This is a genomic window from Leuconostoc kimchii IMSNU 11154, assembly GCF_000092505.1.
In the GTDB taxonomy this organism is placed as follows: Bacteria; Bacillota; Bacilli; order Lactobacillales; family Lactobacillaceae; genus Leuconostoc; species Leuconostoc kimchii.
Genome location: NC_014136.1, coordinates 1,132,501 through 1,146,298, shown reverse-complemented (window position 1 = coordinate 1,146,298; position 13,798 = coordinate 1,132,501). Strand labels below are relative to the sequence as shown.

At 39.6% G+C, this 13,798-nt stretch carries 12 protein-coding genes and 6 tRNA genes (1 of these 18 cut by a window edge); 5 read left to right on the top strand and 13 right to left on the bottom strand.

From position 1 onward, the window contains the following. Nucleotides 1-47 precede the first annotated feature (47 nt). Together LKI_RS06255 and LKI_RS06250 are read left to right on the top strand one after the other, a co-directional pair. Nucleotides 48-482: a CopY/TcrY family copper transport repressor gene (locus LKI_RS06255; RefSeq protein ID WP_013103311.1), complete on the top strand. Its 435-nt coding sequence runs from the start codon at nt 48-50 to the stop codon at nt 480-482. Then, nucleotides 479-2,626 carry a copper-translocating P-type ATPase gene (locus tag LKI_RS06250; protein ID WP_013103310.1) on the top strand — a complete coding sequence of 716 codons (2,148 nt, stop codon included), beginning with the start codon at nt 479-481 and terminating at the stop codon, nt 2,624-2,626. The genes LKI_RS06255 and LKI_RS06250 overlap by 4 nt, the downstream gene beginning before the upstream one ends. Before the next feature lie 73 nt (nt 2,627-2,699). On the opposite strand, the gene LKI_RS06245 is transcribed toward LKI_RS06250, so the two are convergent. Continuing rightward, complete coding sequence (locus tag LKI_RS06245) at nt 2,700-4,055, bottom strand: gluconate:H+ symporter (protein WP_013103309.1); 1,356 nt, start codon at nt 4,053-4,055, stop codon at nt 2,700-2,702. Nucleotides 4,056-4,370: 315 nt separating this feature from the next. Here LKI_RS06245 and LKI_RS06240 point away from each other — a divergent pair, with 315 nt between their 5' ends. Further along, complete coding sequence (locus LKI_RS06240; protein WP_341271172.1) at nt 4,371-5,096, top strand: MIP/aquaporin family protein; 726 nt, start codon at nt 4,371-4,373, stop codon at nt 5,094-5,096. A 44-nt stretch (nt 5,097-5,140) separates the two neighbouring features. Here the strand turns inward: LKI_RS06240 and LKI_RS06235 are convergent, their stop codons facing one another. From LKI_RS06235 to LKI_RS06225, 3 genes are all read right to left on the bottom strand, one after another. Continuing rightward, complete coding sequence (locus LKI_RS06235; RefSeq protein ID WP_013103307.1) at nt 5,141-6,061, bottom strand: RluA family pseudouridine synthase; 921 nt, start codon at nt 6,059-6,061, stop codon at nt 5,141-5,143. A 12-nt stretch (nt 6,062-6,073) separates the two neighbouring features. Beyond that, nucleotides 6,074-6,541 carry a MerR family transcriptional regulator gene (locus LKI_RS06230; RefSeq protein ID WP_013103306.1) on the bottom strand — a complete coding sequence of 156 codons (468 nt, stop codon included), beginning with the start codon at nt 6,539-6,541 and terminating at the stop codon, nt 6,074-6,076. A 154-nt stretch (nt 6,542-6,695) separates the two neighbouring features. Next, entirely contained in the window at nt 6,696-8,906 is a 2,211-nt protein-coding gene (locus tag LKI_RS06225; protein WP_013103305.1) for an LTA synthase family protein, read from the bottom strand. Between the two features lie 49 nt (nt 8,907-8,955). On the opposite strand from LKI_RS06225, the gene LKI_RS06220 reads away from it, so the two are divergent. Beyond that, entirely contained in the window at nt 8,956-9,399 is a 444-nt protein-coding gene (locus LKI_RS06220; protein ID WP_013103304.1) for a GNAT family N-acetyltransferase, read from the top strand. 3 nt (nt 9,400-9,402) lie between these two features. Here LKI_RS06220 and LKI_RS06215 read toward each other — a convergent pair whose 3' ends face one another. Continuing rightward, entirely contained in the window at nt 9,403-10,197 is a 795-nt protein-coding gene (locus LKI_RS06215) for a DUF6681 family protein (RefSeq protein WP_013103303.1), read from the bottom strand. After that, entirely contained in the window at nt 10,197-10,628 is a 432-nt protein-coding gene (locus LKI_RS06210; protein ID WP_013103302.1) for a hypothetical protein, read from the bottom strand. The genes LKI_RS06215 and LKI_RS06210 overlap by 1 nt, the downstream gene beginning before the upstream one ends. 276 nt (nt 10,629-10,904) lie before the next feature. Between LKI_RS06210 and LKI_RS06205 the strand changes: the two genes are divergently transcribed. Next, nucleotides 10,905-11,678 (top strand): TIGR01457 family HAD-type hydrolase, encoded by a 774-nt coding sequence (locus LKI_RS06205; protein ID WP_013103301.1) that lies wholly within the window; start codon nt 10,905-10,907, stop codon nt 11,676-11,678. Nucleotides 11,679-11,724: 46 nt separating this feature from the next. Here LKI_RS06205 and LKI_RS06200 read toward each other — a convergent pair whose 3' ends face one another. The 7 genes from LKI_RS06200 to LKI_RS06170 all read right to left on the bottom strand — a co-directional run. Continuing rightward, nucleotides 11,725-12,924, bottom strand: a complete 1,200-nt coding sequence (locus LKI_RS06200; protein WP_013103300.1) for an MFS transporter — start codon at nt 12,922-12,924, stop codon at nt 11,725-11,727. Between the two features lie 356 nt (nt 12,925-13,280). Beyond that, nucleotides 13,281-13,354 (bottom strand) — tRNA-Ile (locus LKI_RS06195). Between the two features lie 46 nt (nt 13,355-13,400). After that, nucleotides 13,401-13,471 (bottom strand) — tRNA-Gly (locus LKI_RS06190). Nucleotides 13,472-13,502: 31 nt separating this feature from the next. After that, nucleotides 13,503-13,575: transfer RNA gene (locus LKI_RS06185), tRNA-Phe, on the bottom strand. Between the two features lie 20 nt (nt 13,576-13,595). Further along, nucleotides 13,596-13,669, bottom strand: a tRNA-Asp gene (locus LKI_RS06180). A 2-nt stretch (nt 13,670-13,671) separates the two neighbouring features. Continuing rightward, nucleotides 13,672-13,745, bottom strand: a tRNA-Met gene (locus tag LKI_RS06175). Nucleotides 13,746-13,786: 41 nt separating this feature from the next. After that, nucleotides 13,787-13,798: transfer RNA gene (locus tag LKI_RS06170), tRNA-Ser, on the bottom strand; it runs 78 nt beyond the window's last position.

Below are 13,798 nucleotides of genomic sequence, written 5' to 3'. Positions count from 1 at the left end.
GCAAAATATGCCTTGCTTTTTTAAGTCTACAAATGTAAACTATAGATATGATAAAACATAATCAAACGATGACAAACAGCGAATGGGAAATTATGCGCGTAATTTGGACACTAGGTGAAGCAACAAGTCGACAAATTATCCGTATCATGTCTCTTAAAAAGGATTGGGCCCCGTCCACGGTTAAAACCCTTCTAACACGCTTACAAACAAAAGGCTATTTAACCGATAATGGCGCGTCACGGGACCGATTGTATATACCGACGGTTGCAGAGCACGATGCTATGACGCATGCACTCAATCACACAATCCAAGCAATGTGCGCCATGTGTGTTGGCGATGCCATGGCAAATGTCATTGCAACAACAGAATTGTCTCAAGGCGATATCTTGAACTTACAACGTGTGTTGAAGGAAAAATATGCCACGGCACCTGAAACCGTAACGTGTAACTGTATGCCTAATCATTGGGAGGAATTAAAATGACAACCACAAAACATCACAACATGAACCATGAGCATCATACAGATTCAAACCATCCACATCAAATGCCAATGTCATCTGTAGAACACCAACATGATGACCACATGGCTATGGGCAATATGTCCATGCCTACTGAACATCAGCATCATGATGACATGAACATGGCAGACATGCAAGGGATGTCGTCACATCATATGCACATGTCTGATGATCCAGGCATGGCAAGTATGGATATGTCTGATATGAAACGTCGTTTTTGGTGGTCATTTGGCTTGATGATACCGATTATTATCATCACACCTTTCATGGGTATGCCGTTGCCATGGACATTAACTTTCCCAAGTAGTATCTGGCTCACAGCACTTTTATCCTTGCTGCTTTACATTGTCGGGACAAAACCTTTCTTTGACGGTGCAAAAAACGAACTCAAAGCAAAAAAACCAGCAATGATGAGCTTGATTAGTATGGGATTAACTGTCACATTTTGGTATTCTATATACGCTTTAGTGGTTAATCAGTTCTTTCATGGCGATCATATCATGGATTTCTTCTGGGAATTTGCCACGCTAACTGTCATCATGCTATTAGGCCATCGTATTGAGATGGCTGCAACGATGAAAGCAGGTGATGCCACTGATAAGTTACGTGCCTTGCTGCCAAATATTGCTCACGTCAAACATGGTGACATGATAATGGATATGCCAGTCAATACTTTAGAAAATGATATGGTTATTCAAGTGCTAGCTGGTGAATCTTTTCCAGCTGACGGCACGGTGATAGCTGGTCAAAGCCAAGTTGATGAGTCACTTATGACTGGTGAAAGCAAACTTATCGACAAGACTGAAAACAGCCGTGTCGTTGGTGGTACTATAAACGGAAACGGTTCATTGGATGTCCGTTTGACTCAAGTAGGTTCTCAATCATTTATTGGACAATTACAATCTGCTTTGTCTACCTCACAGGATCAAAAATCACGCGTTGAAACACTCGCTGATCGTGTAGCAGCCTACCTGTTTTGGTTAGCATTGATATTTGCCTTTGCTGCACTAGTGGTTTGGACTCATCTCAGTGGTTTTGGTACCGCTATCAATATTGCTGTGACCGTATTAGTCATTGCGTGCCCTCACGCGCTTGGTTTAGCCGTACCACTCGTTATTCAACGCACAAAAGCTATTGCTGCCGCGCAAGGTATTTTAATTAAAAACCGTAAAGCATTGACGGCTGCCAACAACTTAAAGTACGCATTAATGGACAAAACAGGCACACTCACTACTGGTGCATTTAATGTCACGCGTGTGGTGACTCATGATTTTGACGAGACACAGGCCATCGCTATTGCTTCAGCACTTGATTCTCAGTCAACACATCCCCTCGCCAAATCAATCGTGGCTTATGCCAAAACGCTTCAAGCACAAAAGTTACAAGCAACACACGTCGAAAATATTGCTGGATACGGCGTATCAGGTATGGTTAACGGTGCACACTATTTATTAGTATCAGCACGTTACTTAACTGAAAACAACATTACCTTTACACCTCTAGACGATAATGGCTCAATCTCTTATTTACTAGAACATCAGCATGTTATTGCAGGTATTGTACAAGGAGATACAATTAAAGACACAGCACCTGACTTTATCAAGCAACTCATTAAGCAAGGGATCCAACCGATATTAGTCACTGGTGATAACCACAACGCAGCACACTTAGTCGGCAATGAACTGGGTATCACAGATATTCATGCGCAAGTTTCACCACAAGAAAAAATTGATTTGGTCGCTGAATACCAAAAAAACGGCGATGTCATGATGATTGGGGATGGTATTAATGATGCACCTGCGTTAGCAAAAGCCAACTTTTCTATCGCAATTGGCGCGGGCACGCAAGTGGCACAAGCATCTGCTGACGCTGTTCTTATTGCCAACCAATTACCTAAAATTATTAATTTCTTACACTTGATTAAAAACGCAACTGCAAAACAAACACAAAACCTCTGGTGGGGAGCTGGTTATAACATCATTGCAATCCCACTAGCTGCCGGTGTCCTAGCACCTATCGGTATAACACTTAATCCAATGGTTGGTGCCATTGTGATGTCTCTTTCAACAATCATTGTGGCACTTAATGCCATGACACTAAGATATTAACTTAAGTAAAGCCGTTGCCTAACATAATGTTAGGCAACGGCTTTATCTATATATATAACTATCTTGCAAAAATTTAAACGACCAGGCTCAATATTAACACCATAACAAGACCAACAACAGCAATAATTGTTTCTAATACGGTCCAGATCAACAGCGTCTGTTTCACATTTAAATCAAAATATTCTTTAAACATCCAAAATCCTGCATCATTGACATGAGAAGCAGCTAACGAACCAGCGCCGATAACTAAGACCATTAATGCTGGATTAACACTAGAGGCAACCATTAACGGCTGAACAAGGCCTGCTGCAGTTAACGCAGCAACCGTGGCTGATCCTAAAGCCACACGTAATACCACAGTAATAATCCAGGCTAGCAGCAATGGCGAGATAGCTGAATGTATAAATAAGTTAGAAATTTGTCCAGAAATACCACCATCAATCAAAATTTGCTTAAACGCTGCGCCACCACCAATAATGAGTAATAACATAGCAATTGATTTGATTGCTTCTTCAACTGTACCCATCATGTCGGTGGTTTTTCTACCTTGGTGCCAACCCATTGACCACATCGCAAACACTAACGAAATAATCATGGCAGCAACAGGATTACCAATCATGGTTATAAAGGCATCAAAACCTGTTGGTTTACTAAACGGTTGGCCATCATTAAAGACAATCGTATAAACAGTTGTTATCCCCATCATCAAAACAGGAAATAACGATGTTAAAACGGCAATGCCAAAACTGGGTGTATCTTCCAAAGCAAACGACTTTTGCTCACCGAAAGCTTTCAGTTGCCGTTTAATCACAAACGCCTCAGGTGCAAATTTTTGTGCTAATTTTGTAAAAACTGGTCCTGCTATAATCGCTGCTGGCACTGCTATAATCAACCCATAAACAAGGACTGTTCCTGGATTAGCGCCTAAAGCACCAGAAATTGCAGTTGGTGCTGGGTGCGGTGGTAAAAAACCATGTGTCACAGACAATGCGGCCGCCATTGGAATACCTAGATACAACAACGGCACCGAGGCTTCCAAAGCAATCGCAAACACAATAGGAATCAGTAGAACCATACCAACTTCAAAGAATAGGGCAATACCTATAATAAACGCTGCCACCATAATAGCCAGTTGAACGCGCTTTTTACCGAATCTTGAAATTAACGTATGTGCAATACGATAAGCACCACCTGCGTCTGCCACCAGACGACCCAATATCGCACCAAAGCCAAAGACAATTGCCAATTCACCTAACGACGAACCGATACCATTTTGTATTGAAATCGGTATTTGGTCTAACTTCATGCCTAATCCAACGCCCACGACAACAGAAGTCAAAACTAAGGCGATAAACGTATTAATTTTAAACCTGATAATAAGTAACAATAAAAATAAAATTCCCACGGCAAGTACAACAAATGACATCATATCATCATCTCCAATCTATGGTTAACCTCTGGCTGTACGTGTTATCATAAACAACTTTAGCGTACTCTTTGTCGACTCAAAAGCACCCGTTTACTATAAATGTAAACGCTTTCTTGATTTATACTATCATACGTCAAAACAAAATACTACCATTTTGCTATCAGTCATTTTAACTGATAATATTGTGAATAAATAATCATAATATACTGGTCTATATTTACCACAACTTAACCTTTTTGCATAATTTAAACGTGAGTTAATGTAAAAGTGTATAATAGATTGTATTGGTAATTTTACATACATATTAAGGAGAATATATTCATGCGTAAATATATCGCAGAATTCCTCGGCACATTTATTCTTGTGTTCGTTGGAACTGGTAGCGTTGTTTATTCAGCTGCTACAACACCATCACCATTAACAATTGCTTTGTCATTTGGTTTGGCATTAGCTGTTGCCATTGCTGCTTTTGGTCATATCTCTGGTGGACACTTTAACCCTGCAGTGTCCCTATCAATGGCCATTCAAAAGCGCTTGTCATGGACCGAATTTGGTGGTTATGTCATTGCACAATTGCTTGGTGCTATTGTGGCCTCAGCTGCTGTTTTTGGTGGTGTTGCCACTTACTTGAAGTCACCAACCGTCTCACAAGCTTTGTCTGGTCAAAAAATGACAGTCTCACAATTCGTTAATTTAGCTGGTCTAGGTCAAACTAACTTCGCCGATGGTGAAGCTTTGTCAGCCTTCTTGTTCGAATTCGTATTGACATTCTTGTTCATCTTGGTTATTTCAATCGTCACAAAATTGGCTAATGTTCCAGCACCAATCATTATTGGTTTATGGTTGGCTGTCTTGATCATTGTTGCCCTACCAATCACTGGTGGCGCCTTCAACCCTGCACGTGCGCTTTCTCCTGCTATCTTTGTTCAAGGTAAAGCCCTAGGACATGTTTGGGTATACATTGTTGCTGATCTACTTGGTGGTGTTCTGGCTGCCTTTGTCGCTAACTTCTTTAACAAGGATGTTCCAGAAGCAGCATAAACAACATTATCCACATAAAAAAGCATCTCTGCAGAGATGCTTTTTTATGTGGATAATAACTGGCGTGGAAAATCGTTTGGTACAGGGCAACTAATAACAACTGTTTTATTTTTAAAGGGCAACGGTATGACGACTGATACCGCATGCAACAGCATTCGCGTTGTTATCACTTTACTAGCATATAAGGAATCACCTACGATCGGATGACCCATACTAGCCAAATGCACACGAATTTGATGCATACGCCCCGTATCTAACTGCAATCGTAACAAAGTATGTTGATAAACAACATGTACACGAGTCCAATGTGTTTTTGCTGATTGCGCGTCAATACCATCCACAAGGCGCTTACGGTTATTTTGAGGATCAATGCCTATTGGCGCATCAATAACACCTGCTTTTGCCGACATATTCCCATCAACCCATGCTAAATAAGTACGTTGAATATTTTTTTCAAACAATAATCGATTTAATATTGGTACGACAACTGGATTTTTAGCAATAATAACCGCACCCGATGTTTCCCGGTCAATACGATGAACCATGTAGGGTTTCGCCGGCACACCGGCGCTCAAAACACTTCGTGCTAAAAAATTAGCCGCCACATAATTTAATAAAGTATCATCCTCTGTTTCAGAATGCGGGTGCATTTTCATGCCTGCAGGTTTATTAACAACGACTAAATCGTCATTTTCAAACACAATATCAACAACCTTCTCGCTATTTGGCGCATAATGTGAAACGCCTGTACGAAAATCTGACTCATCAAATATCAATGACAAAATATCATTTACCTGCAAATTATAGCTCGTAGGTACCTCTTGACCATTAACCCGATAGTTTTTCTTAATACGTAATGCGCCGCGTACACGCTGTGGTATTAACCAGCCCACAAGTAACTGCTTAATTGTTCGCCCAGATAAAACGTCCGTCACGAGCATTTGGTAACGCCATATTGCTGCCATTGCATCCCTCTATCATTTTGGCTCTTCATCAGGCACATCAACTAATTGATACTTAACTTTACCTGATTCAATCGAAACATAAAGCCGTTTTGTCTCTTGCTCATCGAAAAAACCGAGATTAACCATCAATTTATCATTATGCATTTCTAACCCTTGAAAAGCTGTCCGCATAATGTGCTGAATCACCTTAACGTCTTTAAGCGTCACATTGGCTGCTACAACAGCATCATGCAAAGCCTCTCCCGCATCTAAATACTGCTTGATGACTGATACTTTAACATAAGCTTTAAAACTATATAATCGCGACTCTTGACCATCATCACGCACAATGGTTGAAACGTAACCTTGCTTTTCCCAATAGCGCAGTTGCCGTGTTGATACACCGGTCATCCGAGCTAATTCACCAATGCGAAATTGCATGTTATCTAGCGTTGGTTTTTTAACTTTTAATAATTTTTTTGGATGTGGTTTTGAATTCATTCGTATAGGCCTCTAAGCATATTATATTCTTGTTAACTTAGTTGTCAAATTTTGCTCTAGTTCTCTCAAAGATTAAATTATAACATAATCAGGCTGCTGTTGACTCACAAAAAAAGCAGCACTATCACTCATAACAGCATTGCTTTTTTAAGCGTTATTCACTTTGACTCCAGTCATCGGCATTACGTGGCAAAAGACGTGTTGAATCGGTCTTTTCATCGTTTGCTTCTGGCGCATCTGTCACATACTGGCTCAGTGTTGATTTATTACCGTTTTCAGAAAAGACACTTTTCGATTTGTTCCCTAGTGTCTTGTTGCCTTTTTTCAGACGCCTAATCGTGGCACGTTTACTATAGTCGTATTTATTAGCATCAACTTCTTTAAAATCTTTTGGTTCATAGAAACGTAGCAAATTCTTTTGATTTAGATTATCAGACATCGCTAACTTTTCATCAACACCAGCTTGTATTTTATCAAATTTATTTTGCAACGCTTCACTTGGCACCGTTATCATTTGATTCGTTTTCACATCCCAATATCGGCCAGACAAACTCGCATACGCTGGCGTGATCCAATCTTTATTACGAAAAGCGACAACTTGTGAATGCTTCTGACTTAACAAATCTTGACCAAATTGAATATAGCGTTCTGAACTAATGCCCAAAAGGTGTTCAATTGTGGGCGCCACGTCAATTTCACTGCCATATTGATGATTAATATGACCATTTTTTAAGCCCGGTACATGAACCATAAACGGAACACGCTGTAGATTCGCGTTATCTAAGTCATTCCAGTCTACCGTATTTTTACCCAAAATAGGTGCTAAATAGCGCGCATCCGTATTTGAAATACCATAATGATCGCCATATAAAACAACCATTGTTTTATCATATAGCCCTGATTTTTTGAGATAAGTGAAAAATTCTTTAACTGATTGGTCCAAATAATGGTTCGTGACAAAATAATTATCCACTAGTTTTGACCCACTATCAGTGGTAACAAAGTTAGGATCACGATCTTCTTGATCCAAGGTATATGGTGTATGATTTGTGACCGTTAAATACTTAGCGTAGAAAGGTTGTTGCAGGTTTTCTAAGTAAGGCACAGACTCCTTGAACAATAACTTGTCTTTCAATCCCCAAGTCGTGGCTTTTTGCCCACTCAAATCAAAGTAGTCCCCAGACACCCAATTTTGATAACCCATATGTTTATAAACATTATTTCGATTCCAAAAGGCTCCCGTATTACCATGGAAAACCGCACTTGAATACCCTGCCCGTTGATTCAAAATTGCGGGCATCGCTTGAAATGTTTGATCATTACCTAGTTTGGAAAACAATGATCCTTGAGGCAAGCCATATGTGGATGTTTCCAACATATTTTCTGCATCAGAAGTTTTACCTTGTCCGACAGCATGGAAAAAATTGTCAAATGACAAAGTACTTTTACTGTGATAGATACTATTTAAAAATGGCGTGACTTCTTGTCCATCAATTTTGCGATCAATAGACATTTGTTGAAAACTTTCCAGATGAATGACGATCACATTTTTGCCCTTGGCTTTACCATAAAATTCTGGATTAATACTAGCATAGTTTTTGGCAATATAATTTTTAACTTGTGTAAACTCTTCCGGTGTAGCGCTTTTACGTACTTGACCCGTCTGATAGGTATTAATCGCATCATAAATCATAAATGGCCCAAGACCCAAATACTTCACCATATACTCACGATCAAACTGTCTCGTTAAAAGCTGTGGGCGATCAATATCTGAAACCAACAAATTAGCTGTTAACACAAAAAAGCCAATCGTTAAAATCTTAAAAGGTTGAAATCTGGGTAAAGTATGACTGTCAAAACGGATTTTACGCACGACCAATAACACAATCAGCACAATAATGTCGACCCAAAATAAAACGTCGTGTGGTGAAAACGCAATAGCGCCCGCAGCTTTACCACCTTGATTAACGGTGTTATACCCAAGCATTGTATTAACAGACATAAAATCCGAAAATTCTCTAAAGTAAATCACATTAAGATATAATAACAATGACATGAGCATATCAAGAAATAATAATGCACCATAATAGAGCTGCTTTGGTTTAATAAACAATGTCAGACTGAATAAGACCATCGTAAAACCTATGGGATTGATTAACATCAAAAATACTTGAATGGGATCCTGTACATGAAGCCACTCAAAATCCGCGCCATAAGCTAAAACTGTTTTAAGCGCTAATAACACAACAATCCATGTAAAAAAGCCTTGTCGTGTATTCAGCTGTCGTTGCCAATTTTTAGGGCTAAGTATATCAGACCAGAAATGTTTTAAACTTTTTTTTACGCGTTTTTTCATAACTTTCATTATACCAATAACTTGTGTACCTTGTATTAAATCTTGCTATAATACCAATATGACTATAAAAATTAAACATCAAATCGGACTTGGACCTATTCATGACGAAGCATTAACTATTAGAACGGCTGTTTTTGTAACAGAACAAGGCGTGTCTATCAAAGACGAAATGGCTGATCAATTGGCAGAAGAAACTGCGCTACACATGGTAGCATTTTTAGATAACATATCTGCTGCTACTGCCCGTGTTCGTGAAGAAACACCAGGCATATGGCATGTTCAACGTGTCGCAACACTGCCCTCTTTTCGTGGACAAGGCATTGCTTCGCAGCTATTTGCCTATATAGAAAGTATCGCACCGCAATATCATATTCACACCTTAGATCTTGGCGCGCAAGTACAAGCTAAACCCTTTTACGAACACCTTCAATTTGAAGCCTATGGTTCAGAATTTTTAGATGCTGGTATTGTCCATATTAGCATGAAAAAACACTTGGACTAATTATTATTTCTTTTTGTCATAAGCCACTACTGCTTGAATTTTATAAGGCCTTTCTATATCGCTTAGTTCAGTCCGTGTTGCCTGATGTCCACTACCACCAGTAATTAAAACAGAAGCTAATGCCAAACGATAGTGCGATAACGCTTGATTGGTAGGCGTCATACCAACCATCGTGAGTGTCCCTAAATCGTGTGCTTGTAATTGATTCACCCCGCCCATGATCTTCGTTTCGCCCTCAGCGGTAACAACCATATCAAAATAAGGCAATAACGTGCCTGGATGATTAGCAAATATAACATCTCGCTGTGCAATGATTTGTCGCTGTGCCTGTTCGCCAAGGTGACCATAATCACTGTTCATCATCCCTAACTGCTTTAATTCTTGGGCTAACGTGGTAACATGCCTTTGTTGTATGTTATCTGATTGAATAACCCCTGTCATCACATTTTGACTTTGATATATGCCATTACCGGGAACTATGATTGATTCTTTTTTAGTATCTTCCTCAAGATGAGGTCCCCCAAGTATCTTTTCAATATGTGGCGACACATCCCACTTAGTTGTCTGTTGTGTAAAATAATATAGAATATTCAATATAACAAAATACAATAGTAAAACAAATAAGCTTGCTATAAACATGCCTCGCAAGTAACGGCCATTAGCAAAAAATCGGTACGCTAAATACAATAAGTACCATACACCACCAGCAGCTACCACTGTGTATATGCGGCCTTTAGTTTTAGAATTCGTCGTGAAATAACCTAAATAGTGATTTACCAAATCAAGAACTGTAAACATTATTGTCCCTCCCCTGAAACGCTACTTTGGCGTGTATCTGGCGATGATGTTGGTGCTGTACTACTGCTTGTCGTTGAACTAGCAGGCGTCTCATTACTACTTGTTGTTGCCTGACTACTATCTGGCACCGGAGCTGTGCTTGTACTTTTTTCTGTTGAAGATGTTGTTGTTTCACTGCTTGTTGCAGATGTTATACTATCACTATTAGCCGTGCTTGTTGTATCGCTGTCACTGCTAGAAGAGCGATCGCTGTCAGACATAATTGATGATGTTGATGAATTAACACGACTACTCTGACTAGGCGCTACGCGCCCACCTTCATTTGTACCTGTAGCCACATTCACAGCGATATTTCCTGCGCTGATAGCTACGATAAGTGATACAATTGCGGAAGGTGTTAAAAAAGGTGGTGTTCGATATTTTTTAGCCATAATTCTCCCCGACTATTTAAACGCTAATTATGATCATCATACTGCGTTGTTGTACCATTCTATTTTACCTGTTTTACCCATTATCTGCACAAAATACCCCCAAATGCAACGAAAACCCGCAACTGCTTGCGGGCGGACATGTTTTATAAAATATTTTAGGGAGATTTTATATTAGGAGATTGAGATTGGAGAGAGAAGTCCGTTGATTCGTTGTTTAATATCAACACTTGTTGATGTATAATACTATAATTCACTGATGTTAAATGGAGATTAAAGATGTCACAGTATAAAACTTATTTTATTGACCTTGATGGTACGATTTACCAAGGTAAAATCAAATATCCATCAGGAAAACGCTTTATAGATCGACTTAAAAAGGCACAAATTCCGTACCTCTTTGTGACGAACAATTCAACAAAAAGTGCGATAGAAGTCGCTAAAAATCTTACAGAAAATCATGATATTGCAACAACACCTGATCAGATTTACACAAGTGCCATGGCAACTGCCGACTATTTAAAGGCCACAGTTGCACCACACGCCACCGTTTACGTACTTGGCGAAGACGGCTTGCAAGAGGCCATCGTCAATGCCGGTTTTGAAGTTGTTAATCGTAGTGATGTTGATGTCGTCGTTGTTGGGTTAGATCGTAATATAACTTATGATAAACTAACAGTAGCAACCTTAGCAATTCAATCTGGTGCACAGTTCATTGCAACAAATAGTGACACAAATTTGCCAACCGAACGTGGTATGACACCAGGCGCTGGCGCCATCATTGCTGCAGTAAAAACGGCAACACAAATCGAACCCCTTGTTATTGCTAAACCGGAGCTGCCAATTATGACTGGCGCCCTGCAACGTATGGCGGTACAAAAAAGTGACGTCGTTATGGTTGGTGATAACTACCAAACCGATATTTTAGCCGGCATTAATAGTAATATCGACACGCTACTCGTTTATTCAGGTGTTTCAACACATGACCAGATTAATCGTGTCTTAAAAAAGCCAACCCATGAAGTTGAGACACTTGATGACTGGATCATATAAAAAACGCATTGTTTCACGTGAAACAATGCGTTTTTTTATGATATCATTAGGCTAATTGATTTGCTTCCAATGTTTGTTTGCTATGCTTGTTTGGCCGATAAAATACTAAGTAAAGAATTGCTGAAACAATTGGAATAACTGCTGCTATAAAGTAGAGATCACGGAATGGCATTTGTGCATGTAACGCACCAAACACATACGGTCCAACACCCAAACCAAGGTCTAACCCTATAAAGTAAGTAGATAAAGCAATACCAATACGATGACTCGTTACAAGCTTCAATGTCACTGCCTGTCCGTTTGACATAAACGTACCATAACCAAGACCAATAAATGCACCTGATATTAATAACATTGTTGCATTAGTTGTCAACCCTAGTACAATTAAACCAACTGTCAAAAATATATAACTAGGATACATCACATAATTTTCACCAAAACGATCAAAAATTCGTCCTGACATTGGTCGTGTTAATGTCACAATACCAGCATATACCACAAAGAAAAATGAACTAACTGCGACTAAATTCAAAGTCTCCGCATACGAAGCCAAAAATGATAAGACACTCGAATATGATAGACCCATCAAGAATCCTATAAATGCAATTAACAACACCTTATATTCGATAAAACTTGAAACTTTCCAAGATTTTAGTTCTTTTCTGTGTTCCTCTGTCAATACCACGTTATTAATTTGAATTGCAAACAATGCGAGCATCGATAAAGCAATCAAAACAACTGAAAGTATGACAATAAATCGGAAACTTGTTGCATGGAAAAGCAGTAAACCAATAAAGGGGCCTATAGCAGCTGCTAAGCTTGTGCTCAAGCCATAGTAGTTAATACCCTCCCCTTTACGTTTTTCTGGGATAAACTCCGTTACAATAGCATTCAAGGCTGTTGACGTCATACCATAGGCAAACCCATTGAGTAACCGTACGATATCCAAAGTACCAATTGTTGGTACTGTAAGATACGCAATCGTTGTAATTAAGTAAAAGATGGCACCCCATCGAGCAACACGCTTACGACCAATCAATTCTAATTCTTTACCCATGATTAATCGTGCAAGTAATGTACCAATAATATAAATGCCAGATGCCAATCCAGCTTGTCCAAATGATGCATGTAGTTCATTATGCGCCATAACCGCAATAATAACCATCATCAAGTAATAAACAAGATACACAATAAAGTTAATAATTGTGATTGTAATAAAACCTTTGTTAAATAATTTTTCTTCCATGAGTAATCCTTTAATTTTCACCAGCTCAACAGTTATACATTCAGCTATGTTGGCGATGGTGATAATCGTAGGATTGTTTGCGTACTATCCATTTTTCAGAAACCTTCATTCAATTTTACACCGTGCGCTTGCATGAAAAAATTGTAAACGTGAAACAGTTATTTTTAGGATACCACTTTTTCACAAGCGACGCAAAAAAAATATTTTTTCTCTCATAAATTTGTTAAAAAAGTTGACAAAATAACCTTTTATAAAAATTTTATAAACAAAAAGTTAGTGAAAGTAAGGCTAAAAAAGAGCGGGCGTGAAACCCACACAAAAAAAGCGATGCCCCAAGGACTTCGCTTCTTAATTCATGGGCCTGACAGGACTCGAACCTGTGACCCCTGCGTTATCAACACAGTGCTCTAACCAACTGAGCTACAGGCCCCTTTCTTTTATACCGCGCGACCATGACCACCCGCTGCATATAAAAAAGCGAATGACGGGAATCGAACCCGCATAGCCAGCTTGGAAGGCTGGAATTCTACCATTGAACTACATTCGCAGACTACCGCTTCGATACATCTCTGTACCTATGGCGCTGGACGGAATCGAACCGCCGACACTACGAGCTTCAATCGTATGCTCTACCAACTGAGCTACAGCGCCATCTTAGTACTTTCATACTACGGTCACAGCGGGGCTCGAACCCGCGATCTCCTGCGTGACAGGCAGGCGTCCTAACCAGCTAGACCATGCGACCAATTGCGGGAGCAGGATTTGAACCTACGACCTTCGGGTTATGGGCCCGACGAGCTACCAGACTGCTCCATCCCGCGATTATATTATTTCCGGTAACTCTCTGCTTGAGACTTACCTAAGGAGAATGTGG

Coding starts and splice junctions, on each gene's coding strand:
- LKI_RS06205 (WP_013103301.1), top strand. CDS start 10,905: ATGTCACAGTATAAAACTTATTTTATTGACCTTGATGGTACGATTTAC.
- LKI_RS06235 (WP_013103307.1), bottom strand. CDS start 6,061: ATGGCAGCAATATGGCGTTACCAAATGCTCGTGACGGACGTTTTATCT.
- LKI_RS06255 (WP_013103311.1), top strand. CDS start 48: ATGATAAAACATAATCAAACGATGACAAACAGCGAATGGGAAATTATG.
- LKI_RS06250 (WP_013103310.1), top strand. CDS start 479: ATGACAACCACAAAACATCACAACATGAACCATGAGCATCATACAGAT.
- LKI_RS06220 (WP_013103304.1), top strand. CDS start 8,956: ATGACTATAAAAATTAAACATCAAATCGGACTTGGACCTATTCATGAC.
- LKI_RS06230 (WP_013103306.1), bottom strand. CDS start 6,541: ATGAATTCAAAACCACATCCAAAAAAATTATTAAAAGTTAAAAAACCA.
- LKI_RS06245 (WP_013103309.1), bottom strand. CDS start 4,055: ATGATGTCATTTGTTGTACTTGCCGTGGGAATTTTATTTTTATTGTTA.
- LKI_RS06200 (WP_013103300.1), bottom strand. CDS start 12,924: ATGGAAGAAAAATTATTTAACAAAGGTTTTATTACAATCACAATTATT.
- LKI_RS06215 (WP_013103303.1), bottom strand. CDS start 10,197: ATGTTTACAGTTCTTGATTTGGTAAATCACTATTTAGGTTATTTCACG.
- LKI_RS06210 (WP_013103302.1), bottom strand. CDS start 10,628: ATGGCTAAAAAATATCGAACACCACCTTTTTTAACACCTTCCGCAATT.
- LKI_RS06225 (WP_013103305.1), bottom strand. CDS start 8,906: ATGAAAGTTATGAAAAAACGCGTAAAAAAAAGTTTAAAACATTTCTGG.